Below are 25601 nucleotides of genomic sequence, written 5' to 3' on the forward strand. Positions count from 1 at the left end.
CCTGCTCAGACGAATGGCCTGTTCATAAGGAAAGAACGATTTGTTATTATTATAACACATTTCCCCCTTCTGGCAAGCTTTTCTTACGCAAATTTACCAATACTGAGCACCTGCTGTTATCCCTTAACGCCTCCGGCAGTCATACCCGCTATAAAATATTTCTGAAAAGCCAGGAAAAGTATCAACACGGGAATGATTGCCATAACTGACCCTGCAAGCAGAATATCATAATTATTTCCATAAGGAGTCATCAATGTTGAAAGTCCGATAGGCAGAGTCATTTTGCTGTTACTCTTCAATACGATCAAAGGCCACAGAAAATTATTCCAGCTGATCATACCCTGGTATATTCCCATGGAAGCAAATGCCGGAGCCATCAGCGGAAGAATGATCTTCACAAAAATACCAATCTCTGTACAGCCATCTACCCGAGCCGCATCCAAAAAGGCTGTTGATATACCTTTTAAGAACTGGTAAAAAAAGAAAATGGGGATAGGTGCTGCAATAAAAGGAAGAAGAACACCGGTAAATCTATCAATGAGCTGAAAAGTAATCATCTCTTTATAAAGAGGCAGCATAATAATCTCCATTGGTATCATCATTATCAAAAGCATACAGGAAAACCACAATTTTTTCATTTTAAATTCATACATAGCAAATCCATAGGCCACAGATGCACTTACAAATAAGGACAACAGTGTCTGCACAATTGTCAGCAGAAAACTATTTTTAAACCAGATAAAGTACTCTGTTCCGGATGTAAACAGGCTCTTAAAATTAAAAAAGCCCATAATATCCAAATCTATCCTGGCATTCAACCCGGAACGTATAATCTCTGATGAAGGCTTTAGTGCTCCAATTACCAGGCAAAGTATGGGAAATAACACAATCACGGAAAGAATCAAAAAAATCAGCATAATACCTGCGTTTATCTTCTTTTTAGTCATTTATGCCCTCTCCTTTTTATTTGAAATATACATCTGCACTGCATTAAATGCCAAAGTCACGATCAGCAGAAATACACCAATGGAAGATCCGAATCCCATATTATTCTGTTCCCATCCTGCTCTGTACAGATATCCCACAATTGTAAGTCCCATATCATTCGGTGAACTGTTCCCTGCCCACAGCATATAACTCTCTGTGAACATAGCAAGACCGCCGTAGATAGAAATGGTCAGGACATACGTTGTTATTGGCCTCAACATAGGCACCGTGATATATCTAAACTTCTGCCATGTATTTACACCATCCAGATCTGCAGACTCATAAATTTCTTCTGGAATGCTCTGAAGACCGGAAAGAAAATACAGCAGATTTATCCCTACCCATCTCCAGAATGCCAGAAAGATCAGAACCATAAAACCAGTGGTACCATTTCTTAACCATTTTACCGGACTTTTCCCGAAGACACCAATAATCTGATTCATCAGCGCGCCGTCAGATTCGGCAAACAGAAGCCGAAAAATAATGCCCGCCACTACAACAGATGTCAATGTGGGCACAAATAATGCAGACTTAAAAAATGTCTTTCCCACCATTTTTCTGCTGTTGATCATACAAGCCAAAATCATTGGCACAGGTATTAAAATTGCAAGTGTAATCAGTGTATACGCCAGACTGTTTTTTACTGCCTTAAAAAATGTTGGGTTTAACAGATTTTTATAATTCTCCATACCGATATATTCCACCATTCCAGGCAGTACCGACTGGAAACTCATCTGTACAATGGAAATAACAGGGTACAGAAAAAATATCAGAAAAGACAACATAAAAGGCAGAATAAACAAGTATGGCGCTGCTTTTTTTGAATAACCAAACTGTTTGATTCTTTTCACCATATTAACCCCTTTTCCTTTATCAGAAATCCGGCACGGAATATACCCTTGACAGAATATATTCCGTTTATTCCGGTTAACCTTTTACTTTAATGAAGCAGCCTCTTCACTGCAGACAGCTGCCGGATCCTCTTTCTCTTCAAATGCCCTGTACATCACTTTTGTATTCATGGCACTCACTACATCAGGGAAGTTCTCCCCTACTGTTATGGCCGGAATTTCGTCTTTTACTTCCAGTAATGCTTCAAAAGGATTATTCTTAAAATACTTTGTGTATTTTGTATCAGCTTTTTTCACTTCATCCATATCCCAGACATCACTGCGCATGGGATCAAATCCTAAAATTGTATATTCTCTTACAGCCCCTTCCTCAGAAAGTTTTGCAAAGGCAAGAAATTCTGCTGCGAGCTCCTGATTTTCACATTGTACAGTGACTGCCGTTCCGGTACCGCCAAGGCCAACCGACCGGTCCTGTCCCTCTTCCCATACTGGATTAGGCGCGATTATAATTTTCCCGCTCAAATCAGGCATATAATCTGTAAAACGCCCCATATACCACATAGGCATCATAGCCGAAGCTGCGCCCCCCTCATTCATAAAGCCCCAATACTCCTCACATTGATGGCTGCCGCCCGGAGAGACAACAGCAGTTCCGTCATCCAGCATTTCCTGAAGGAACGTAAGTGTCTTTATCATCTCAGGAGAATTTACATTATTGGTACCGTCTTCTTTTAAAAGCCCGCCGCCCTGCTGAGCAAGAAAAGGCATGAGAAAAAACGGATCATTTCCGGTATCTACTGTGCACATAGGTTTCCCTGTTTTCTCAAGCACTGTCCTGCCGGCTTCATGGAAATCATCCCATGTCTTAATCTGTGTATAATCCACACCGGCTTCCTCAAGAATTTCCGCATTGTAGTATGTCATAGATGCACCTACATGAAAATCCAAACCGTAACAGTTGTCATCTTTGGTATAAATATCAAGCCTGGACTGCACCACATTATCTTTATACTGTGCAATGGCATCATTTAAAGATACCAGCTGCGGTTCACCCTTTAGAAAATTGGCAAATTTTCCGAGTTCGATATCAGCCATATCAGGAGCGCCTGTCCCTGCCTGCAGGGCAATGAGAAGTTTATTGTGCATATCCTCATACGGCAGTACAGAATATGTCAGTTTTATCTGTTTATCCGGATTTTCTTCATTCCAGAGTGCCTGCATTTCATCGTAAAAATCACAGTGAAGTTCCGTGGTCAGCCATATTTCAAAATCTGTCGCGGCTTTATTTCCTGCGGTCTCCTCCTCTGTATTTGTGTCACTCTTTTTTTCATTTTCTGTACTCTGGCTGCTGTTATTCCCACATCCTGCAAGCAGACCAAACGCCAAAACTACCCCAATGGCATAAGCAATTGTTTTTCTCTTCATAAATAAATACCTCCTTTAGCGTATACTTAGAATTTACTGTTTTCTTCCCGCTGCCCTCCTTCTACAGCCTTATCAATAAAACACTTCTCGGTGGAATTTCGAAATCTATTCCCCGTTCCGTCATTTTATAGTCATAAAATTGTACTTTTTTCACACAGTCAGACGCCTGCACAGTATTGTGCGCATTCATCGCCCCGTGAAGAATAAACGCTTCTGCCTCGTCTGCCTTACCACCTAAAATTTCACATTCTATATCATAAGAAGTATCTGCAGAAAAATTCACAATTGTAATATTTAACTTCCCATCATCCCCGATAGATACGGAATGATTCATATTCACTATTCTGTCAGCTTCCGGACCAATCTCCTCTGTTTCCAGATAGCTATCCAAAAGTATAGCGTTTTGATGATATTTGAACATATCATATACATAATAAGTAGGTGTTTTAACAACTTTATCTTTCTCCGTGATAAGAACAGACTGCAGAACATTAACAGCTTGTGCTATATTAGCCATGGAGATTCTGTCACTGTACTGATTAAAAATATTAAGGTTCGCAGCTGCAGTCACCGCATCACGGACTGTATTCTGCTGAAACAGATGTCCCGGATTCGTGCCGGGTTCCGGATTATACCAGTTTCCCCACTCGTCTATGATGAAATCGACTCTTCCCTTCGGGTCATACCTGCGCATAATTCCTGTATGTATACGAATCAGATTTTCCATTTTCAAAGACTGTGAGATTGTGTGATACCATTCACTCTCTCCGAATTTTATGGACTCTCCCTTCTGTCCTTCTATGTTTACACCCGGATATGTATAGTAATGCAGAGAAATCGCATCCAGATTATTCGCTGCCTTTTTCATCAGGACATCTGTCCATTCGTAATCATCATCCAGCGGTCCGCAGGCAATTTTGTAAACAGATTCCTCACCATAGCTTCTGACGTAAGTTTGAAACTGATTATAAACATCCGCATAATAACCTGCAGTCATGTTTCCTCCGCAAAGCCAGTTTTCATTTCCTATTCCCAGGTATTTCAGTTTCCAGGGCTTCTCCTGCCCATTTTTTTTTCTGAGACGAGTAAGGGAAGAATCTCCTGCAAATGTCATATATTCAATCCATTTCTGCATCTCTTCCACTCTTCCGCTTCCCAAATTCACGTTTATATAGGGTTCACAGCCAATCTGTCTGCAGAGCTCAAAAAACTCGTGTGTTCCAAAACTATTATCTTCCACATCACCTCCCCAATGTGTATTTATGGTCCTACGCCTTTCACTGCGTGTGCCAATTCCGTCCATCCAGTGATATTCGTCTGCAAAATTCCCTCCCGGCCAGCGCAAAACAGGAACGCGTATTTCTCTGAGAGCTGACACTACGTCTTTTCTCATTCCTTTTTCATTTGGTATACCGGAGTTCTCACCGACATAAATCCCTTCATAAATGCAGCGCCCCAGATGTTCTGTAAAATGCCCGTATATATTTTTATTAATGCGGTTTTTCCGATGATAACCATTGATGACCAGTCTGCTCATGGACTTTCCTCCCTTAATTTAACTTTTTAATTTAATATTTAATGTTTTGATTGATTAATTGTATAGTATCACTATTTTATTGACATATCAACGCTTTTATTAGTCATTATTCAACATTTTTTAATGTATTTAACATTTATATTAAATATATTTCTTATTATTAAATATATTTTCAAACAAATATTTAGTCTTTTTGTACGTTGCCATGTTTTTTTTTAAATGTTATAATCTGGTAATAGAAAGCGTATCTATGAAAGGAAATCCTTATGCTGTATTTTAAAAACCCAGAACAGGCTCTGCCTGTCTTTAAAGCATTGTCATCAGAAGTCAGGCTGAAAATCCTGAATATCATTTCAGAAAACGAAGGAAAAAATCTGAATGAAATTGCTCAGATGCTTAGTCTTACCAACAGTGCAATCTCAACCCATATCAACAAATTGCTGGAAGCAGATTTAATTGAAATCCATTCTGTATCCGGTACAAGAGGTTCCATGAAAATCTGCAAACCCAAACATAATAATCTGATCGTTGAATTGCAGCCATCCATCACCCAGGAGAACTGTTATCATCAGGACATCCGTATTGGTCATTATACTGCCTGTCAGGTAAAACCAACTTGCGGTCTGGCCACTGTAAACGGCCTGATTGGTGAATTTGATGATCCCAGATATTTTTATTTTGCTCAGAGATTTGAGGCTTCTGTTTTATGGTTCTCCTCAGGATATATCGAATACAATATTCCCAATGATTTAAAAGCGGGGGAACGTCTGGTTGAACTGCAGCTGTCTTTTGAAATTTCGTCTGAGGCACCGGGCTTTCAGGATGTCTATCCCTCAGATATTTATTTTTCAGTCAATGATGTCCCACTTGGTTACTGGGTAAGTCCTGGAGATTATGGCTCAAAACGCGGCCGTTTTAATCCCTCCTGGTATCCGGACGGCAACAATCAATACGGGCTGCTCAAAATGCTCATTGTCAATAAAAACGGAACCTTCATCGATGGAAGTACTAAAATCTCAGATACCACCATTGATGACCTGCATATTGATTACAGCCATCCCATCACCCTGCGTTTTTCTAATCCGGAGGACACCCGAAATCCCGGAGGATTTACTATTTTCGGTGCAGGTTTTGGAAATCACAATCAATCCATCAAAGCAAAGCTTTTATATGAATGACAACCTGACAACAAAAAAGCCCTTTGCCATATGCATTCTCAGCACACAGCAAAGGGCTTTTATATCATAATTTACTCTATTATTTACAACCGCATCTTAAAATCCTCATACCCAAACGCCTTCACCACCTCGCACTCCCCATGTTCCCGCTCCACAGCAATTGCGGGCAGACACATACCGTTAAAGGTATTATTCTTCACCATGGTATATATGGCCATATCGCCGAATTCCAGGCGTTCCCCCACTGACAGGGGATGGTCAAAGGAATAGGTTCCTATCACATCGCCGGCCAGACACGTCGGCCCGGCCAGACGATACGTGTATGGGTATTCCCCCGCCTCCCTGCTTCCGGCCAGAGGCGGTCTGTAGGGCATCTCCAGTACATCGGGCATATGGCAGGCAGCAGAGGCATCTAAAATGGCGATGCCGCCGTCCTGGGAAAAGGTATCCAGCACCTTTGTAAGAAGCACCCCCGCGTTTAATGCCACCGCCTCACCGGGTTCCAGATAGACGGTGACCCGGTATTTTTCCCGAATGTGCCGGATACATTCCTCCAAAAGCCCGATGTTATAACCCGGTCTGGTAATATGGTGTCCGCCGCCGAAATTTACCCATTTCATCCGGTACAGATACTCACCGAACTTCTCCTCCACAGCATCCAGTGTTGTTTTCAAATCATCTGCGTCCTGCTCGCAGAGTGTGTGGAAATGTATTCCCTCCACACCTTCCAGAAGCTCCGGCCGAAACCGTTCCCTCGTCACACCCAGTCGGGAACCGGGTGCACAGGGGTCATAGACGGCATGTCCCTCCTGCGTGGAACACTGGGGATTGATCCGTATCCCCATACTTTTTCCCGCGTCCAGCACCCGTTTCCCGTATTTTTCTATCTGCGCAAAAGAATTGAATACAATATGCCCGCAGTAAGAAAGGATCTCCTCAAACTCCTCCTCCTTATAGGCTGGGGAATAGATGTGGTTTTCCTTTCCCATCTCCTTCGCCCCCAGTCTTGCCTCGAAAAGTCCGCTGGCAGCCGTACCGCTCAAATAACTGCCGATCAGCGGATAGAGGCTGTACATGGAAAACGCCTTCTGTGCCAGCAGTATCCTGCACCCGGTCCGGTCCATGATTCCTTTTAAAAGGCGCAGGTTTTTCTCCAGATCCGGTAAGGAGACCAAATAGCACGGCGTGGGCAGTTCCTCCCGTCTCATAGGCCTACTCCACCAGGCAGGGGGTCTCATTTATCTGATACGGCAGCCCCCACTCCTTCAGTGCCTCCATAAACGGGTCCGGATCAAACTCCTCGATATTGTGCACACCTGGCTTGTTCCAGGTACCGGTCATAAGCATCATGGCACCGATCATGGCCGGCACTCCGGTGGTGTAGGACACTGCCTGGGAACCGGTCTCCTTATAACACTCCTGATGGTCACACACATTATAAATATACAGATGCTGTTCCTTCCCATTCTTTTTGCCTGTAAATATACAGCCGATATTAGTCTTTCCCTTTGTCCTGGGCCCCAGGGCAGCCGGGTCAGGAAGCACAGCTTTTAAAAACTGCAGCGGCACAATCTCCTTTCCCTCATACAGTATGGGTTCAATGGATGTCATTCCCACATTTTCCAGACATTTCAGATGTGTAAGATAACTCTCCCCGAAAGTCATAAAGAAACGTATCCTTTTGATCCCCGGAATATTCAGCGCAAGAGATTCCAGTTCCTCATGGTGGAGCAGATACATATCCTTTTCCCCCACTTCCGCGAAATTATATACCCGCTTGATCTCCATGGGTTCTGTCTCCACCCAGTGCCCGTCCTCCCAATAGGAGCCTTTGGCGGAAACCTCGCGGATGTTGATCTCCGGATTGAAATTGGTGGCAAAAGGATACCCATGGTCCCCGCCGTTACAGTCCAGAATATCAATATAGTTGATCTCATCAAAATAATGTTTCAGTGCATAAGCGGAGAATACTCCCGTGACACCCGGGTCAAATCCGCTCCCCAGCAGTGCGGTGATGCCGGCCTTCTCAAACTTTTCCCGGTAGGCCCACTGCCATTTGTATTCAAATTTCGCCGTATCTTCCGGTTCATAATTGGCAGTATCCACATAGTGAGTCCCGGTGGCCAGACAGGCCTCCATGATCGTCAGGTCCTGATAGGGAAGCGCCAGATTCAAAACCACCTGCGGTTTTTCCCTCTCGATCAGAGCTGTCAGCTCCGCCACATTGCCTGCATCCACCTGCGCGGTTGTGATCCTAGTCTTTGTCTTTCCCTCCAGTTCCGCCTTCAGGGCATCGCATTTTGACAGCGTCCTGCTTGCAATACAGACCTCGTCGAATACCCGGCTGTTTGCACAGCATTTGCGGATCGCAACGCCTGCCACACCGCCGCAGCCGATCACCATTACTTTTCCCATATTCTTTTCCTCCTGTCATTTATTTTTTTGTAAACGTGAGATAGCTGTTCAATCATGTCTGCGCATTTACAGAGCAAGCAGCATCTCTCTCACGATTTTTCCTGCCGTAGCTGTGGATACACCGCTCTGGTCAAAAGGCGGACACAGCTCATTCACGTCACATGCTATAACCCGGCATTTTCCGCACACCAAAAGCACTGCCTGCAGAAGTTCCAAAAAGGTTACGCCTCCTGCCTCCGGAGTACCCGTTCCCGGAAATACGGAGGGGTCCAGCACATCCAGGTCCAGCGTAAAATACACCGGCTTTCCCGAAATTCTGTCAACTGCCCGGGAGAGCCCCTTCAGATCAAAGGGATGCATGTTTACATGCCCTTTTTCTGCCCACAGAAATTCTTCCCGGTCACCGGAACGAATGCCGAACTGAAAAATGCGGTCATCCCCCACCAATTCCCAGCAGCGCCTCAGCACACAGGCATGGGAGAGCTCTACCCCCAGATAATCCTGCCGCAGATCCGCATGAGCGTCAAAATGCACGATACAGAGGTCAGGATACTTCTTTGCTGCTGCCCGCACACTTCCCAGGGTCACCAAATGTTCCCCGCCGATCATAAAGGGCAGCTTGCCGTCTCTCAAAATCTCCCCTGCCCGGTCCTCAATCTGGTAAAGCACCCGGGCGGTATCCCCGATGGGAAGCTCCAGATCCCCGCTGTCAAATATTTTAAAATCTGTCAGGTCTTTTTTCTGATAAGGACTGTATGTCTCAAGGCCATAGGATTCATTCCGGATGGCCTGGCTTCCAAACCGGGTTCCCGGCCTGAAGGATGTGGTGGAGTCAAAAGGCGCTCCGAATATGACAATACGCGACTCCTCATATTCCCCGCCGCATCCGATAAAATTCACAATATTTTTACTCAACATCTTTCAGCATCTCCTCCACATAAGCCGGCAGGGCAAAGACTCCCGCATGAAGCCTGGGCAGATAATATCTGGTGTGTATCCCCAGAAGCTTCCATCTGACCCCATCCAGGTCGTCCACCGGATGATATTTCTTTGAAGCAAAACCAAACAGCCAGTGTCCCGAGGGGTAGGAGGGAATATGGGCCTGGTAAACCCTGCTCACCGGAAAGGACTCCACGATCCGCTTGTGCATTCTGAGACACCAGAAAGCCTCCTCATCGTAAAAGGGGCTCTCATGCTGGTTGATCATGATCCCATCCTCATGAAGCGCGTTAAAACAGTTCCCGTAAAACTCTTTTGTGAACAGCCCCTCTGCCGCCCCGAAAGGATTGGGGGAGTCAATAATGATCAGATCATAGGCATCTGAACGGCTGCGGATGAATTTCAGTCCGTCCTCATGATAGATATTCACTCTCCTGTCATTTAAGCTGCAGGCCATCTGCGGAAAATACCTTCTGCAGACTTCCACCAGAAGCGGGTCTGCCTCCACCACGTCAATCTGCTCTACCTCCTCATATTTGACCAGCTCCCGGACAACGCCGCCGTCACCGCCGCCGATGACAAGGATCTGCTTCACATCGGGATGGACCGCCATGGGTACATGGCTTATCATTTCATGGTATATGAATTCATCCTTTTCCGTCAGAGCCAGATCCCCGTCCACCACCAGTATCTTCCCGAATTCCCTGGAGCTTAACACGTCCAGACGCTGAAGCTCACTGTTGGCGGAAAAGAGCTGTTCATCCACCCGGATGGATAATTTTACATTGGGTGTATGTACATCCGAAAACCACATTTCCATCATACAGCCCCTCCTTTCAGCACATTGAGACGCCGGATGCCCGCATCCTCAGGCCCTGTCATGGAACAACCTTTTTCCTTTGCATAGACGATATAGTCTAAAATATCCTCTGTGATCTCTTCCCCGGGGGCCAGGATCGGGATTCCCGGCGGGTAACACATGACAAACTCACTGCATATCCTTCCGGCCGTCTCTTCCAAAGGCAGGGATTCTTTCGGCGCATAGAAGGCCTCCTGGGGTGTTGCCACTACTTTGGGGTCTATATACTCCTGGGTCAGCATGCCTGCGCGGTCCTTTTTATACCGCCGCTTTACCTCTGCAAGAGCGCTCACCAAACGTTCCACCTCCTGTCTGCGGTCCCCGATAGACAGGTAAGCCAGAATATTGCCGATGTCGCCAAACTCGATCTGGATGTCATATTCATCCCGCAGAATGTCATAGACCTCAATCCCGGCCAGTCCAATCTCCAGCGTATGCACAGAGAGCTTGGTGCGGTCAAAGGCAAAGATACTGTTTCCGTTTACCAGTTCTTCGGAAAAAGCATAATAGCCGCCGATATTGTTGATCTCCTCCCGGGCGTATTCCGCCAGACCGATAACCTTTTCAAACTCCCGGCGCCCGCGAAGAGCCAGATTTCTCCTGGAAATGTCCAGGCTTGAGAGCAGCAGGTAGGAGCCGCTTGTGGTCTGGGTCAGATTGATGATCTGCCGTACATGCCCCACACTGACTCCCGGCCCTGTCAAAAGAAAAGAGCTCTGCGTCAGGCTCCCCCCTGACTTGTGCATACTCACTGCTGCAATATCAGCCCCGGCAGCCATGGCGGACACGGGAAGCCCCTCCCCGAAGTAAAAGTGTGTCCCGTGGGCTTCATCTGCCAGCACAAGCATACCGTGCTCATGTGCCAGCTTTACGATGGAACGCAGGTCGGAACAGACACCGTAATACGTGGGGTTATTTACAAACACTGCCACTGCATCCGGATTGTTCCGAATCGCCGCCTCCACCTGCTCCAGGCGCATCCCCAGAGAGATTCCCAGCCTGCAGTCCACATCGGGATTCACGTATATCGGCTGCGCGCCGCAGAGGACCAGGGCATTGATGGCGCTTCTGTGTACATTTCTGGGCATGATGATCTTATCTCCCCGCTTGCAGCAGGACAGAACCATGCTCTGCACAGAGGAGGTGGTACCTCCTACCATGAGAAACGCGTGGGCCGCGCCGAAAGCCTCCGCCGCCAGCTCCTCCGCCTCACGGATCACAGAGACAGGATGGCAGAGATTATCAAGAGGCTTCATGGAATTAACATCAATCCCCACACATTTTTCTCCCAGAAGCTCCACAAGTTCCGGGTTTCCTTTTCCGTGCTTATGTCCCGGAACATCAAAGGGCACGACCCGCATTTTTCTGAAACGTTCCAGCGCCTCATAGATAGGCGCCCGTTCCTGCTTTAATTCTGACATGTTCGACCTCCTTTTCCGATTCCTGCCTGCACACGGGTGTGCTGTATGTATATACACAAAAAAAGCAAGCAGGACCGTATACATTGTCCTTTGCTTGCTTCTGTTCATCATTATTATAGAACTCCACCGTCCCCCCGTCTGCACCGGGTCTCAAATAAGCCCCTACCCGGGTGAACATGGCTGTTATTCTTTTTCACAAAAACAGATATGGTTTAGAGTCTATATAGCAAATATTTATACTTTTAATACTCTTATTGACCGTTTCACAAGTTTGACGTTTTGTATACGCACTAGTTATAAAGTAACCAACTTATAAAATTTGAGCTTCTAACTCAATCAATAAGGCAATTAAATTGCCGGAAATATTTGCATGGAAATCTTCACCTTTATCTGTCTTCCATACATGCCATACTTTACCACAGCTTTATCAAAATAGCAAGAAAAAATTTAGACAACGCCTGCAAATTTCTGTTTTCACCCCCGGATATCTGTGGTATGATATATTTGTAGCAAAATTTCTGATTCGTAAGGAAAGGAGGGTATAATTGCCGGAATATTGATGACTGTTCAGACCTGCTGGACAGTGACAAATACTGCAGTTATACAGAGAATACAGAATTATGGAAATGAAAAATATGATCGTCGGCCAGTCCGGCGGCCCTACTGCTGCCATTAACAGCAGCCTGTACGGTGTGGTATCGGAGGGACTTCGCCAGAAAGAATTTATCGGACGTGTCTATGGAATGGTAAACGGAATTGAGGGGTTTTTGGAGGGCCATATCCTGGACTTTGAGGACGCACTTCCCGGCGGCACACTGGAAGGGCTGAAAACCACCCCCGGTGCTTACCTGGGATCCTGCCGTTATAAACTGCCGGAAGATTTGTCCGACCCGGTCTATCCTGAGCTGTTTGCCAAGTTTGAGGAGCTGCAGATAGGCTATGTCTTCTACATCGGAGGCAATGACTCCATGGATACTGTGAGCAAGCTCTCCCGCTATGCCGCCTCCGCAGGCAGCGAGATCCGTTTTATCGGAGAGCCGAAGACTGTGGACAATGACCTGGTCCTCACAGACCACACCCCCGGGTTTGGAAGCGCTGCCAGATATGTGGCCTCCACTGTGCGGGAAATCGTCATTGACGCCAATGTTTATGAGAAAAAATCAGTGACCATCATAGAGATCATGGGACGCCACGCCGGCTGGCTCACAGCCGCTTCCGCCCTGGCAAGAAAATATAAAGGGGACAATCCACTGCTCATCTACCTGCCGGAGACAGCCTTTGACCAGGAAGCCTTCCTCAAAAAAGTGGAAGAATGCTTTGAAAAGACGCCCAATGTCATTGTATGCGTTTCTGAGGGCATCCATGATGACAAGGGAACCTTTATCTGTGAATACGACAACCATGTAGGCACCGACACCTTTGGCCATAAAATGCTGGCCGGATGCGGCAAATACCTGGAGAACCTGGTGAGAAACCGCCTGGGTGTCAAGGCTCGCTCCGTAGAGCTGAATGTAAGCCAGCGCTGTTCCTCCTCCATGATGTCCCAGGCAGACCAAAAAGAGGCCGTCATGGCCGGTGAATTCGGCGTCCGCGCTGCACTCAAAGGATATACAGGGAAAATGGTGGCATACAAAAGGACATGCAACCTGCCTTACGCTATCACCTTGGGACTTGAGGATGTAAATGAAATCTGCAACAAGGAAAAAACCGTTCCCCTTGCATGGATCACCGGGGATGGTTCAGACGTAAGCGATGATTTCATCATTTATGCCCTTCCCCTCATTCAGGGAACGGTTGAGGTACCCACAGGTACAGACGGCCTGCCCGCATTTGTATATAGAAAATAAAATCTTTCATACCAAGAGAGAGGGAATCCCGCTTACCGCCGGATTCCCTCTCTCTTATTTCTGTTCTTCGCTGCTGCTGAAAGCCAGCAGAATATTTCTCTGTAAAAATTCTTTCGTCTGCTCTCTCGGAACCTCCTCTGTCTCCAGTCCCTCAAGCAGGTATACAAAATAACTCATAAATCCGGCCATCAATACCATGGTCACAAATGTTTCCGGCATCTTTACAGGGATGGTCCCTTCCTGCTTTCCCTGTTCCATGAGAATGCGGAGCACATTCTCCACCTGGCACTGGGGGCCGCCGAATTTTGTAAATTCCCTGTACAGATTCTCCTTCATTCTGCACTCCTGCCCCTGCAGACGCATAAGCTGTGTGCTGCATCTGCTCTCACTCATCTCTGTCTCGATGAAATCCAGCACTGCCATAATCTGTCCCTTCAGGCTTCCGGTCGTTCGGAGTATCTCCATAATTTTCTGAAACATTTTCTCCCCGGACCAGATGATGGCTTTTGCCACCATCTCCTCCTTACTGGAAAAGTATTCATACGCCGTGCCTTTTCCGATCCCGGCCCGGTTGGTAATATCAGATACTTTAATGGAGTGAATGTCCGCATCTTCCTCTATCAGGTCAATGACCGCCTGAAAAAGAGCCAGTTCCTTCTCACTGAGCTTCTCCTTCATCCACTAATCTCTCCTCATCCTTTTTATAATGACGGCGGTTCAGTATATCATAGATACACGGCACCACAAACAGGGTCAGCAGTGTACCGTAGATCAAACCTCCGATCGTGACGATTGCCATGGGCTGCACCATATCCGCACCCATACCCATGCCCATAGCCATAGTGACAAGGCCGAGGATGGTGGTGAGCGCTGTCATTACAATGGGGCGCAGACGGGCACGGCCGGCTTCCTCGATCGCCGCCCTCTTTTCCATGCCGTCCTTGCGGAGCTGATTGATGTAATCCACAAGCACGATACCATTGTTTACAATGATGCCCGACAGCATGACAAATCCAACCATTGCCACAATGCTGACCGGCTTGTTGCTGACAAGAAGGCCCAGGAAACCGCCTGTAAATGCCAGTGGAATGGTGAACATGATAATGAACGGAGAGAGCAGGGACTGGAACTGTGCCACCATGATCAGGTACATGAACACAAGCGCCAGCGCCAGCATCTGAAGGAGCTGCCCCATGGCCTCATTGATGCTCTCGTCCTCACCTTTCATTTCAACTGTGTACCCCTCCGGTATGGTGTATTTGTCAAGGATCTTCTGTACATCCTGGCTTACAAGCCCGATGTTATAACCGGACGCGATCTCCGCTGTCACGGACATATAGCGTGACTGTCCGTCCCTGTTGATCGCCTGGGGGCTTACGGAATCCTCAAAGTCGGCGATATCCCCCACTTTTATCTCCTCTGTCTCCCCTTCCGCATTGGTAGTCTGGATGGTTATGTCCGCAATCTGTTCCCTTGTGAGGGATTCATCCTTCTCGCTTCTGACATATACGTCGTAATCCTTGGTTGCTGTGGAGATAGTGGTGGCACTTGTGGCCTCAGCAATCTTCTTGTTTATCTCCTGGAACACCTGCGCCACAGTCAGGCCGTGCCGCATGGCTTTTGATTTATCCACAACCACCTTGTACTGGGCGTCTGTCTCCTCCATGCCGTCACTGACATTCTGGGTGCCCTCCACTTTTTCAATCTTGCCGGCCAGGTCTGTGGCAATCTCCTGGAGCTGTTCCAGGTCTTTTCCCTTGATCTCTATCTGTATGCCGCTGCCGCCCAGGGCGCTCATATCCATATTGGAAGTGGAAACCACCACCTCACAGCCCTCTACATCCTTGGTTCTTTTCAGTATTTCTTTCTCAAGCTGTCCGTTGTCCAGCTTCTTATCTTCCTTCAGCACCAGGTACATGGTAACTTCATTGGTGGAGCTTCCGCCCATAGACATGGCGGAGCCTCCGGCCATGGCTCCGATGGTCTCAATATCATCTATATCGGAAATTTTTTCAATGACCTCATCTGCTTTCGCCGCAGTCTCCTTCAGCGGCGTTCCCTTATCCGTGGTCACAGTCATGCTTGCCTGTGTGCTCTCCATGGACGGGAAAAATTCTGTACCCTTGCGCACGGACAGGTACATGCTTCCCAGAAACAAAACCAGGGCTCCCAAAAGCACCCAGGCTTTGTGCGTCAGTGTCTTATGGATCATACGACCGTAAAAGTTCTGTACCTTATCCAGAAACTTTGACGGCTTTGCCTCCGCCCGCTTTAAAAGTCCGGCGGACATCATGGGCACCAGTGTCAGCGCCACGACAAGGCTGGCCACCAGGGAATAGAAAATGGTCAGACCCATATCCACAAAGAGCTGACGGGTAATTCCCTCTGTAAATACAATAGGCGCAAATACGCACACCGTTGTCAAAGTTGAGGAGACGATGGCTCCCGCCACCTGCTTCGCACCCTCCACAGCAGCTTTTCTGGCAGGTATTCCCAGGCTTCGCATGCGGTATATATTCTCTATAACAACAATGGAGTTATCCACCAGCATACCGACACCAAGGGCAAGTCCTGAGAGGGAAATAATATTAAGCGTAACTCCTGAGAAATACATGAGCACCAGAGCTGCCACCACACTGATGGGGATGGAGCAGGCAATGACAAAAGTAGGCTTAATATCCCGCAGGAATAAAAACAGCACCAAGATTGCCAGAATACCGCCGTACAGCATATTCTGCAGAACGGAATTAACAACCATATCAATATAAATACCCTGATTCATCAGCGTTGTAAAATGCAGACCGTTGTTTTCCTTTTCCAGTTCATCCATACGCTCCAGAATCTTATCTGCCACATCCCCCGTGGAATATCCGGTCTGCTTCTCTATGGAGAGCATCACGCCGGGGTTGCCGTTGATCTTGGCATACACGTCTGCGGAGTTATCGGTAACGCTGATATCAGCCACATCAGACAGACGGATGGATGCAAGTCCGTCCAGCTTCAGATCCAGAAGGACCAGATCCCCCAGACTGTCCACATCCTGCACCTTATCTCCTACTCTGATCAGATACTCCTTGTTGTCCTCCGTCACGTAGCCTGCAGGCATGGCAAAGTTCTCTGCCGTGAGGATACCCTTAACCATATCAGATGTCAGGATCGTATTTAAGTCCGCTTTGTCCTGCGCCTGTTCCTTCGCCTCATCTAACTGTTCCCTGCCTGAGTCAAGCTGGGACTGGGCTGCCTCCAACTGGGCCGTTCCCATGGCAATCTTGGAAGAAGCGGAACTGAGCTGAATGGAGGCCATGATCTTCTGGGTCTCAAGCTGGATCTGAGCTGCGCTCATCTGGGACTGTCCTGCCTCGATCTGGGCCTTTGCCTCCTGCAGCTTTTGTATCCCTGCGCTTAACTGGGCCTGGCCCTCTGCAAGCTGGGCTTTTGCCCCTGCGATTTCCTGCAGTCCTTTGTTAGCGGCATCCAGCCCTTTATCCACTACCTCAACAGGGTCAAGCTTGGAAAGCTGCTCATTCAGAGCGGCAAGCTGCTGCTCCATCTCCGCCTTTTTGTTCTCCATCTCCTCTTTGGCTGCTGTGAGCTGGGCAATAGCCTGCTGCCATTCCTCATCTGTCATACTGTCAGGTTTTTCAGGTGTCAGGGCACTCAGCTGTTCTTCCAGCTCTTCTATCTGCCCCTGAATCGCCGCAATCCCTTCCTCCAGCTTCTGGCTCCCCTCCTGGGCCTCCAGGAGTTTATTCTTTGCCTCTGTCAGCTTTTCCACAGTCAGGTTCAGGCCTTCCTCTGTGGCCTGCAGCAGCTTGGACTGACTGTCAAGCTCTGTCTGTTTGCTCTCCAGGTTCTGAAGCTGCATATCCACCTCAGCCGCACTTTTCGTCAGTTCACTCTGGGCCTGGGAGAGCTGTCCGCTTCCCTCCCCAATCTGGGAGGCCGCTTCATTCTGGCCGTTTTCCAGTTCACTCTGACCGCTTTCCAGCTCACTTTTTCCGGAATCCAGCTCTGCCTGGGCATCATTGAGCTTCTGCTCCTCCTCGGCGAACTTGCCGTTTATGGCATCCTGAACCTTACGGTTCATGGCATCCAGCTTCTCCTGATTGATCCGCACCTCAACACTCTCGGTGACGCCGCCGCTTTGGGAAACCCTGGCAACCCCATCTATGCTCTCGATATTGGGCTGTACATTATCTTCTATGTAATCGGTAAGCTCCGCAGCCGTAAGGCCATCCACATCCACGGCTGCCACCAGGACCGGAAGCATATCCGGGTTCAGCTTCATAATAATAGGATTGCTCACCGAGTCATCCCAGTACCCTTTGATCTGATCCAGATTCTCCCGCATCTCCAGTGACACGGAATCCATATTGGTGGTCTCCTCAAACTCCAGGATCACCATGGATACATTTTCCCTGGAAACAGAGCTTACATTCTTGATATTGCTGACTGTTGCCATACTCTGTTCAATAGGCTTTGTAACAGTCTCCTCCACCGATTCGGGGCTGGCTCCCACATAGGTGGTCATTACAATTGCATAGGGCAGATTCATGCTGGGCAGCAGATCCGTGTTCATCTTCGTCACAGACACCACGCCCAAAAGAATCACCAGCACCACCGCCACAATGACGGTATAGGGCTTTTTCACACTAAAACGCGATAACATTTGAAGTCCTCCTGTATTTTTGATCGGCCGACCGACCGACTGACCGGTCAGTCTAATGTAAAAATTATATGTCTTTCCAGTAGGTGTGTCAACAAATCTATTTATTAAAGTTGCATAAACTTCCAAATATATTACGGTTCACGGCATGCCCGGCAGCCTGAATATTCAGACATCTTTCCGGGACAGGCCCACGCAGAGGCCTGCCAGCAGAAAATAAAAAGGTGTGGTCACCGGCTGAAGGATTCCGATGAACCCCTGAAGAAACATACAGAGAAAGGGAATCAGCCAGGGATATATCTCCTCTCTTCTGTTTTTCCACACCGCGCGGCATACACCGGCAAAACACCCCGCCCAGGCGGCTGCCCCGAAGATTCCGGTGGTAAGGAGCAGATGCAGGAGATCATTGTGGGCACTGTCGTAAATCTGTCCCGTCTTTTCTACCATCTCCCCGCTGCTTGTCTGCATCATGAGAAGTTTCAGTGTATCAGGTCCATATCCGAACAGCTTCCGCACAGGCGGCGCCTCCAAAAAAAGCTCCCAGGTCCGTTTCCAGATATATCCCCGATTACTGCCCCAAAAGTCCGTGACCCGAAGAAAACCCGGTCCCCGCAGCACCCCTGCGTTCACCAGCCCGAAAGCAAGTATCCCTATCGCCGCCACCCCGCCCAGGCAAAGCATATAATAACGGTGCACTCCGGCTGCCGCCTGTTTCCACCAATCCTCTTTCAGGCCCCATCTCACTGCCGCGTACAGACAGGCAGATAACACCAGTCCCGCTGCCGCTGTCTGCCAGGATGCCAGGTATCCGGGCAGTGCCGTATAGCTGCAGACTGCCTTTTTCCCCAGAAGCCAGGCTGCAAAGCAGGCCGCAGAAAAGGCAGCCCCTGTCTGTGTGATCCTGTACAGATATATCTTACTTTTGTAAAAGGCTGCGGGCAGGAAAAGGAATCCGGCGAAAACTCCCAGAAAGCCCCCGTCACTGTTTCCTGCGAACAATCCCAGAAATCCTATAAAACAGACAGCCAGAACCTCCCGCTCCCCGCCCAGGCAGAATCCCGCCATAGCGGAAACCGCCAGCAGTGCGCAGAACCCGGAAAAAATGTTGCTGTACCCAATGGTGGAAAGATAGGCTCCTGTAAGCCCCTCAGGAACGTGTTCCAGAAACCCCCAGAAATCCACGCCCGCAAAGTGCAGAATCCCTACCGCTGCGGTCACTGCCCCGATGGTATAGAATATAAGGGAAAAGAAGGATAGGTCGCAGCAGTTCCTTGATACCAGCAGATAACACAGGCACATACACACATACAGCAGGGCTCCCGCCCATCTCCCTCCGCTTCCCGTAAAGGATGCCATCCCGTAAGGGGACAGGACCGAGGATACCAGCACCGCTGCCCCCAGAGACAAGAAGCAGATATCCGCCGTCTCCGCCTTCCGGTTTCCTCTTTGCCCCATAAACGCTGTCACACACCAAAAAACGGCCGCGGCAATGGTAACCGCAATAAAAAAACAGCTTTTTGACTTCTGTATATTATAATAATAATCTGTAAAGAACAGCGGAAACACGCCCGCCACCAGACAGATGTAAACCTTTCTTCCTTTTTCGCAAAGTTCGCTCATAGTCTTCCTCCCACAACATTTAGATATATTATATCAAAAAAAGTGAAAACAAGAAAGATTATTCGTCATTTTAACCATTTCTTCCTTTACTTATTTTCATATCATGGTATAATGATATTTATAAGTGCAATACCAACAAATATATGGGGGCACAGAAAGCATGAACAGAAACAGCAAATGGTTCCGTATTTTATTTCTGGTGATCGCAGCTATATTTGTGATCAGCACCTGTGCTTTTGTGAACACAAAGGTTCAGGACGCAAAAGCGCAGAAGGAATATGAACGGCTGCAGGAACTGGCACGAAAGCAGCAGGAGGAAGAGGACAAAAAAGCAGAAGAGGAAATGAAACGGCAGGAAGAGGAGGAAGCACAGCGGGCTAAAAAAGCTGCGGAGGAGGAAGCCGCAAGGCAGGCAGCTCTTGAAAAAGAAAAGAAAAGGAAATCCTTCCCCATTGATTTTGAAGGGCTGAGAGAACAGAATGAAGATATCTTTGCCTGGATCACCATTCCCGATACCGTCATAGACTATCCGCTCCTATGCCATCCGTCAGACGATACCTACTATCTCAACCACGACCCGGCAGGTAATCAGGTACAGCCCGGCGCCATTTTCATTGAGAGCATCAACAGCCTGGACATGCGTGATTCCAACACCATTCTCTATGGACATAACCAGCGAGATCAGTCCATGTTCGGCTCTCTCCATCAGTATGAAGATCAGGCTTATTTTGATACGCATCCCACGATTCTTATCTATACAAAAGATTATAAACTGCTTACATATACTGTCTTTAACTGCGGACAGATTGATGACAGCCATATTCTGGGGGAACCCAGCATGAACGGGGATACCGCTTTATTCCAGTCCTATCTGGACAATATAAAGAGCGGTACCATGCCAAAACAACATCTGCGAAAAGATGTACAGGTAACTTCTGCGGATAAGATCATTACCCTGTCTACATGCGAAAACGGAGGACAAAATGACAGGCGTTTTATTGTACAGGCAGTGCTCACTTCCAGCGAGGATTACTGAGACACAGCCGTCAGGGGGAATATAAAGCAGCACGGCTTTATATAATATTTCTACTTTGAAAGGAGATTTAAAAAGATGAAGATGAAAAAGTTATTGGCTGTAGTGACTGCAGCAGTGCTGACCATGGCAACCGCCATGACCGCTTACGCCGCGCCTGTTGCCAGCGGAGGGGATGTATCAAAAGAAGACCCTGATGATGACGGCCTGACACCGGAGGAAGAAGAGTTCCTCAAAAAGGCTGCAACTGACAAAGTATCTGCTGTGGGGGAAAACGGCACTTCTCTTGTCACCATCGCCCTGGATTACAACAAAGTGGATGAAGATGTGGTAAAAGAGTTATCGAAACAGATCGACACAAGCAAAGCTCCCGGAAAGCTGGTCGGCTTATATGAAGTAGGCGTTGCAACTGCAGCCGGCGAAGAATACAGCGGCAAAGTTACTCTGACCTTTAAAGTTGACGGTGTTAAACCAGGTGATACCGTGACCGTGGTTCATTATCTCACAGATGCGGACGGAAACCTGACCGGAGAGATTGAATATATTAAGCCGGACAGTGTGGGCAACGGAACCGTGACAGCCACCTTCACAAGCCTTTCTCCAATCGGTATTGTGGTACAGGTTGCAAAAGCAGAAAAAACTCCGGCCAAAACAACAGCAGCCAAAACAAAGAAGACAACCACTGCTGCCAAAAAATCCCCGAAGACAGGAAACGAGGACTACACCATGATCATGCTCCTCTCTGCAGCAGCACTTGGCGTAATGACCGCAGTTTCCAAAAAGGGTAAAAAAGCCTGATTGACAAAATCCTTCTTATAAAATACAGAGACAGCCCCGGCAGCGAATCCGCCGGGGCTGTCTCTGTATTTATAGGAAGGATTTTATTATTTGTCATAGAGATGGCAGGCGACCATATGTCCGTTTCCATTATCCTTTAATTCCGGGATCACCGTATCGCACCCTTCTGTCTTCTTAAAGCAGCGGGAACAGAAGCGGCAGCCTGCCGGAGGATTTATGGGTGTGGGAACATCTCCTGTCAGGATGATCCTCTCTTTTTTCTTTGTAATATCCGTGGAGGGGATGGCTGACAGCAGTGCCTGTGTGTAAGGGTTCAGCGGGTTATCATAGATCTCACGCTTATCTGCCACCTCCATCAGCTTGCCCAGGTACATAACGCCAACCCGGTCGCTGATATGTTTCACCACATTCAGTCCGTGGGCGATGAACAGATAGGTAAGGCCGAACTCCTCCTTTAAGTCATCCAGCAGGTTCAGTACCTGTGCCTGAATGGATACGTCCAGCGCGGATACCGGCTCATCACAGACGATCAGCTTGGGCTGTACAGCCAGCGCACGGGCAATGCCCACCCTCTGCCTCTGTCCGCCTGAGAACTCATGGGGATAACGGTTTCTCTGGTGGTTTGCAAGGCCTACACAGTTCATGAGATATGTAACCCTGTCCTCCACCTGGTCATCCGGCATCAGTTTGTTGATGCGGATCGGCTCTCCGATAATATCCCCCACTGTCATACGGGGATTTAAGGATGCATAGGGGTCCTGGAAAATGAGCTGAATATCCTTACAGTATTTCCGCCTCTCCTTTGTGGAGAGCTTGGAGATATCCTTTCCGTCGTACAGGATCTCACCGGCAGTTGGTTTGTACAGATCCACCAGCATTTTGCCGATGGTGGATTTGCCGCAGCCGGACTCTCCTACCAGGCCCAGGGCCTCGCCTTTATATATTTTAAATGATACATCGTCCACAGCTTTTAAAACAGCGGTGGGTTTTCCGAAGAAATTTGTCTCCACATCGAAATACTTTTTCAGGTGTTTTACCTCCAAAAGGACTTCTTTCTTCTCTTCACTCATCTTACTCACCCTCCACTTCGTCGCTTACCAGGAAGCATCTTACTTTTCTTCCATCCTCTGTGACGGACAGCTTCGGCATATGCTCTCTACACTTTTCCATGCATTTGTCACAGCGGTCTGCAAAGGAACATCCCTTTGGCAGATGGATGGGGTCCGGTACGATACCTTTGATCATATAAAGCCGCTCTCTGTCCTCATCCATTTTCGGGATGGAATCCAGAAGCCCCTGTGTATAGGGGTGCAGAGGTTTCGTGAAAAGCTGCTCCACAGTTGCCTGCTCCACTACACGGCCGCAGTACATAACCACTACTTTGTCTGCAGTCTCAGCCACAACACCCAGATCATGGGTGATCAGCAGCACTGCCATACCCAGCTTTTCCCTCAGCCGGTTGATCAGATCCAGGATCTGTGCCTGGATGGTCACGTCAAGGGCTGTTGTAGGCTCATCCGCGATCAGCAGCTCCGGGTCACAGGCCAGTGCCATGGCGATCATGACACGCTGGCGCATACCTCCTGACATCTGATGGGGATAGTCGTTCACGCGCTGTTCCGGCGCAGGAATCCCTACCAGATCCAGCATTTCAATGGCTCTTTTAAGGGCCTCCTTTTTGTTCATGGTGGTGTGGGTCAGAATTGTCTCCATGATCTGGTCTTTGACTCTGTACACCGGGTTTAAGGAGGTCATTGGCTCCTGGAAGATCATGGAGATCTTGTCCCCGCGGACAGCCTGCATCTCCTTTGTGCTCTTCTTTAACAGGTTCTCACCGTTAAACAGGATCTCTCCCCCTGCCACACGGCCCGGATCACGGATCAGGCCCATAACGGAGAGGGAGGTAACACTTTTTCCGGAACCGGACTCTCCCACAACTGCCAGGATCTCTCCCTTGTCCACTTCAAAGCTGACACCGTTTACCGCCTTGACCGTACCTCTTTTTACTTTAAATTCTGTCTCCAGATCTTTTACTTCCAACAACATGATACGGTCCTCCTTATACTCGTTCTTTCGGGTCCAGCGCGTCCCGCAGGCCGTCACCAAACAGGTTGAATGCCAGCACTGCCAGGGTAATGGCAAGACCCGGGAAAATCAGTGTGTAGGGAGCGGAGAATATATAAGTTCTCGCACGCCCCAGCATATCTCCCCACTCTGCCATGGGAGGCTGCACGCCCATACCTAAAAATCCAAGAGCTGCCGTATCCAGAATGGCAGTGGAGATACCCAGGGTTGCCCTTACCACAATGGAGCTGACCACGTTAGGAAGGATGTGGTGGAAAATGATCCTCCTGTCAGAGTTTCCCACAACCTTGGCTGCCGCCACATAATCATTTTCCTTGACAGACAAAATGGAGCTTCGCACAATACGCGCGTACTCCGGAATGGATACCGTACCGATGGCGATGATGGCCTTGTCAAGTCCTTTGCCCAGCGCTGCCATCAAGGTGATGGCCAGAAGAATGGATGGAATTGAGAGCATGATGTCCATACATCTCATGATAAAGGAGTCCACCTTCCCTCCGAAATAGCCTGCCACTGAGCCAAGCACGGTCCCGATCAGCAGGGAATAAGCCACAGCAGCCACACCTACAAAAAGAGAAATCTTCGTACCCGAAAGCACACGTGAAAAGATATCACGTCCAAGCTGGTCTGTTCCGAAATAGTAATCCCTGCAGGGTGCCACAAATGTGTGCCCCATATCAGAGTATTCCGGGTCATAGGGAGCCAGCCAGTCTCCCATAACAGCTAAAAATAGGAAAAACAGAATCACTACAAGGCCTGCCACTGCTGCTTTGTTCTTTTTCAGGGTGTCCCACATCACGCGGATTTGGGATTCCGGTTTTTCCAGTGCCTCCCCTGTTGTCTGTACCTGTTGTTTTTTCCGCATGACGGTTACACCTCCTTCTTCTCAAACTTAATACGCGGATCCAGAAACGCATAGATCACATCCACAATAAGATTCATCAGCACGAATATCACTGCAATGAGCAGAACCACGCCCTGCACCACCGGGAAATCCGATTTCATAATACACTGTACTGTGTAGTTGCCGATACCCGGCCATGCGTACACAGATTCTGTCAGCACAGCACCTCCCAAAAGAGAGCCGAGCTGCAGACCGATAACGGTGGTGACGGGAAGCATTGCATTTCTCAGCGCATGTTTTCTTGTCACCTTGCCTTCGCTGATACCTTTTGCCCTGGCTGTACGGATATAATCCTGGTTCAGGGTCTCCAGCATACTGGAACGTGTCATACGGGCAATGATAGCCATGGAATACAGACTCAGGGTCACTGCCGGAAGTACCATATGTACGACAGCGTCCTTCAAAGCTACCGTATCTCCCTGGATGATACTGTCAATGATCATAAAACCTGTCACTGTGTCCGGGCGCAGAGACGGGTCAATACGTCCGCTGGAAGGCAGCCAGTGAAGGATGCCGGAAAACAGGATGATCAGCATGATTCCGAGCCAGAAAATAGGCACCGATACACCGACCAGGGACAGCAGCATACCTCCGTTATCAAATATGGAGTTCTTCTTCACAGAAGACACCACGCCGATAATAATACCGAAAATAGCTGCCAGGATGATCGCTATAATAGCCAGCTCCACTGTTGCCGGAAAACGGCTGGCAATCTCTTTTGTCACAGGTGCTTTTGTATAATAGGAAGTTCCCAGATCACCGGTGACTGCTCCTTTGATAAAATCAACATACTGTGTGACCACAGGTTCATTCAGCCCATTGGCTTCACGCCATTCCTCCATGCTCTCCCTGGTTGCGTGCTGACCCAGAACGATAGGCGCCGGGTCCGGTGCGCATACACGCATAAGAAAGAACACAATCAGGGATACACCGAAGAGAACGGGTATGAGCTGTAAAAGCCGTTTAATTATGTACTTAAACATGTCTTGACCTCTCTTTTTCTTTTGTTTCAATCTGCGCTCGGTAATTTGTCTCC

Annotated in this window: 20 protein-coding genes; 4 read left to right on the forward strand and 16 right to left on the reverse strand. The window is 48.2% G+C overall.

All coding sequences use genetic code 11. From position 1 onward, the window contains the following. Nucleotides 1–116: 116 nt before the first annotated feature. The 4 genes from LC508_RS07685 to LC508_RS07700 form a co-directional block, all read right to left on the reverse strand. Complete coding sequence (locus tag LC508_RS07685) at nt 117–947, reverse strand: carbohydrate ABC transporter permease (RefSeq protein WP_033142778.1); 831 nt, start codon at nt 945–947, stop codon at nt 117–119. Continuing rightward, the gene (locus LC508_RS07690; RefSeq protein ID WP_054352872.1) at nt 948–1841 is read right to left on the reverse strand and encodes a carbohydrate ABC transporter permease; all 894 of its coding nucleotides are present in this window, start codon (nt 1839–1841) and stop codon (nt 948–950) included. An 81-nt stretch (nt 1842–1922) separates the two neighbouring features. After that, nucleotides 1923–3263 carry an ABC transporter substrate-binding protein gene (locus LC508_RS07695; RefSeq protein ID WP_103733071.1) on the reverse strand — a complete coding sequence of 447 codons (1341 nt, stop codon included), beginning with the start codon at nt 3261–3263 and terminating at the stop codon, nt 1923–1925. A 61-nt stretch (nt 3264–3324) separates the two neighbouring features. Further along, nucleotides 3325–4800, reverse strand: coding sequence for an alpha-N-arabinofuranosidase (locus LC508_RS07700; RefSeq protein ID WP_103733070.1), 1476 nt, complete (start codon nt 4798–4800; stop codon nt 3325–3327). Nucleotides 4801–5066: 266 nt separating this feature from the next. On the opposite strand from LC508_RS07700, the gene LC508_RS07705 reads away from it, so the two are divergent. Then, on the forward strand, nt 5067–5978 hold the full coding sequence (locus tag LC508_RS07705) for an ArsR/SmtB family transcription factor (protein WP_033142774.1): 912 nt from the start codon (nt 5067–5069) through the stop codon (nt 5976–5978). Between the two features lie 83 nt (nt 5979–6061). On the opposite strand, the gene nspC is transcribed toward LC508_RS07705, so the two are convergent. The 5 genes from nspC to LC508_RS07730 all read right to left on the reverse strand — a co-directional run bounded on the left by nspC (nt 6062) and on the right by LC508_RS07730 (nt 11612). Next, nucleotides 6062–7186: a carboxynorspermidine decarboxylase gene (gene nspC, locus LC508_RS07710; protein ID WP_033142773.1), complete on the reverse strand. Its 1125-nt coding sequence runs from the start codon at nt 7184–7186 to the stop codon at nt 6062–6064. Between the two features lie 4 nt (nt 7187–7190). Continuing rightward, complete coding sequence (locus LC508_RS07715; RefSeq protein WP_033142772.1) at nt 7191–8393, reverse strand: saccharopine dehydrogenase family protein; 1203 nt, start codon at nt 8391–8393, stop codon at nt 7191–7193. A 66-nt stretch (nt 8394–8459) separates the two neighbouring features. Next, the gene (speB, locus tag LC508_RS07720; RefSeq protein ID WP_033142771.1) at nt 8460–9311 is read right to left on the reverse strand and encodes an agmatinase; all 852 of its coding nucleotides are present in this window, start codon (nt 9309–9311) and stop codon (nt 8460–8462) included. Continuing rightward, nucleotides 9301–10152: a polyamine aminopropyltransferase gene (gene speE, locus LC508_RS07725; RefSeq protein WP_103731882.1), complete on the reverse strand. Its 852-nt coding sequence runs from the start codon at nt 10150–10152 to the stop codon at nt 9301–9303. The genes speB and speE overlap by 11 nt, the downstream gene beginning before the upstream one ends. Continuing rightward, nucleotides 10152–11612, reverse strand: coding sequence for an aminotransferase class I/II-fold pyridoxal phosphate-dependent enzyme (locus tag LC508_RS07730; protein ID WP_033142770.1), 1461 nt, complete (start codon nt 11610–11612; stop codon nt 10152–10154). Before LC508_RS07730 ends, speE begins: the two co-directional genes overlap by 1 nt. A 620-nt stretch (nt 11613–12232) precedes the next feature. On the opposite strand from LC508_RS07730, the gene LC508_RS07735 reads away from it, so the two are divergent. Next, a complete protein-coding gene (locus tag LC508_RS07735) occupies nt 12233–13459 on the forward strand; it encodes a 6-phosphofructokinase (RefSeq protein WP_181014444.1) in 1227 nt (408 codons plus the stop codon). A 54-nt stretch (nt 13460–13513) separates the two neighbouring features. Here LC508_RS07735 and LC508_RS07740 read toward each other — a convergent pair whose 3' ends face one another. From LC508_RS07740 to LC508_RS07750, 3 genes are all read right to left on the reverse strand, one after another. After that, nucleotides 13514–14137, reverse strand: coding sequence for a TetR/AcrR family transcriptional regulator (locus LC508_RS07740; protein ID WP_033142769.1), 624 nt, complete (start codon nt 14135–14137; stop codon nt 13514–13516). Continuing rightward, nucleotides 14118–18128: an efflux RND transporter permease subunit gene (locus LC508_RS07745; RefSeq protein ID WP_103731881.1), complete on the reverse strand. Its 4011-nt coding sequence runs from the start codon at nt 18126–18128 to the stop codon at nt 14118–14120. The genes LC508_RS07740 and LC508_RS07745 overlap by 20 nt, the downstream gene beginning before the upstream one ends. A gap of 165 nt (nt 18129–18293) precedes the next feature. Continuing rightward, nucleotides 18294–19745: an O-antigen ligase family protein gene (locus tag LC508_RS07750; RefSeq protein WP_118594058.1), complete on the reverse strand. Its 1452-nt coding sequence runs from the start codon at nt 19743–19745 to the stop codon at nt 18294–18296. A 160-nt stretch (nt 19746–19905) separates the two neighbouring features. Between LC508_RS07750 and srtB the strand changes: the two genes are divergently transcribed. Together srtB and LC508_RS07760 are read left to right on the forward strand one after the other, a co-directional pair. Then, nucleotides 19906–20781, forward strand: a complete 876-nt coding sequence (gene srtB / locus LC508_RS07755; RefSeq protein ID WP_054352867.1) for a class B sortase — start codon at nt 19906–19908, stop codon at nt 20779–20781. Nucleotides 20782–20856: 75 nt separating this feature from the next. Continuing rightward, nucleotides 20857–21576 (forward strand): hypothetical protein, encoded by a 720-nt coding sequence (locus LC508_RS07760; RefSeq protein ID WP_033142766.1) that lies wholly within the window; start codon nt 20857–20859, stop codon nt 21574–21576. An 86-nt stretch (nt 21577–21662) separates the two neighbouring features. Here LC508_RS07760 and LC508_RS07765 read toward each other — a convergent pair whose 3' ends face one another. The 4 genes from LC508_RS07765 to LC508_RS07780 are packed head-to-tail and all read right to left on the reverse strand — an operon-like array spanning nt 21663 to nt 25548. Further along, nucleotides 21663–22646 (reverse strand): ABC transporter ATP-binding protein, encoded by a 984-nt coding sequence (locus LC508_RS07765; protein ID WP_054352864.1) that lies wholly within the window; start codon nt 22644–22646, stop codon nt 21663–21665. A gap of 1 nt (nt 22647) precedes the next feature. Beyond that, nucleotides 22648–23622: an ABC transporter ATP-binding protein gene (locus tag LC508_RS07770; protein WP_033142764.1), complete on the reverse strand. Its 975-nt coding sequence runs from the start codon at nt 23620–23622 to the stop codon at nt 22648–22650. Nucleotides 23623–23635: 13 nt separating this feature from the next. Then, complete coding sequence (locus LC508_RS07775) at nt 23636–24526, reverse strand: ABC transporter permease (protein WP_033142763.1); 891 nt, start codon at nt 24524–24526, stop codon at nt 23636–23638. Nucleotides 24527–24531: 5 nt separating this feature from the next. Further along, nucleotides 24532–25548, reverse strand: coding sequence for an ABC transporter permease (locus LC508_RS07780; RefSeq protein WP_033142762.1), 1017 nt, complete (start codon nt 25546–25548; stop codon nt 24532–24534). Nucleotides 25549–25601: the final 53 nt, after the last annotated feature.

It is taken from the genome of Blautia parvula (assembly GCF_020215665.1).
Taxonomy (GTDB): domain Bacteria; phylum Bacillota; class Clostridia; order Lachnospirales; family Lachnospiraceae; genus Blautia; species Blautia celeris.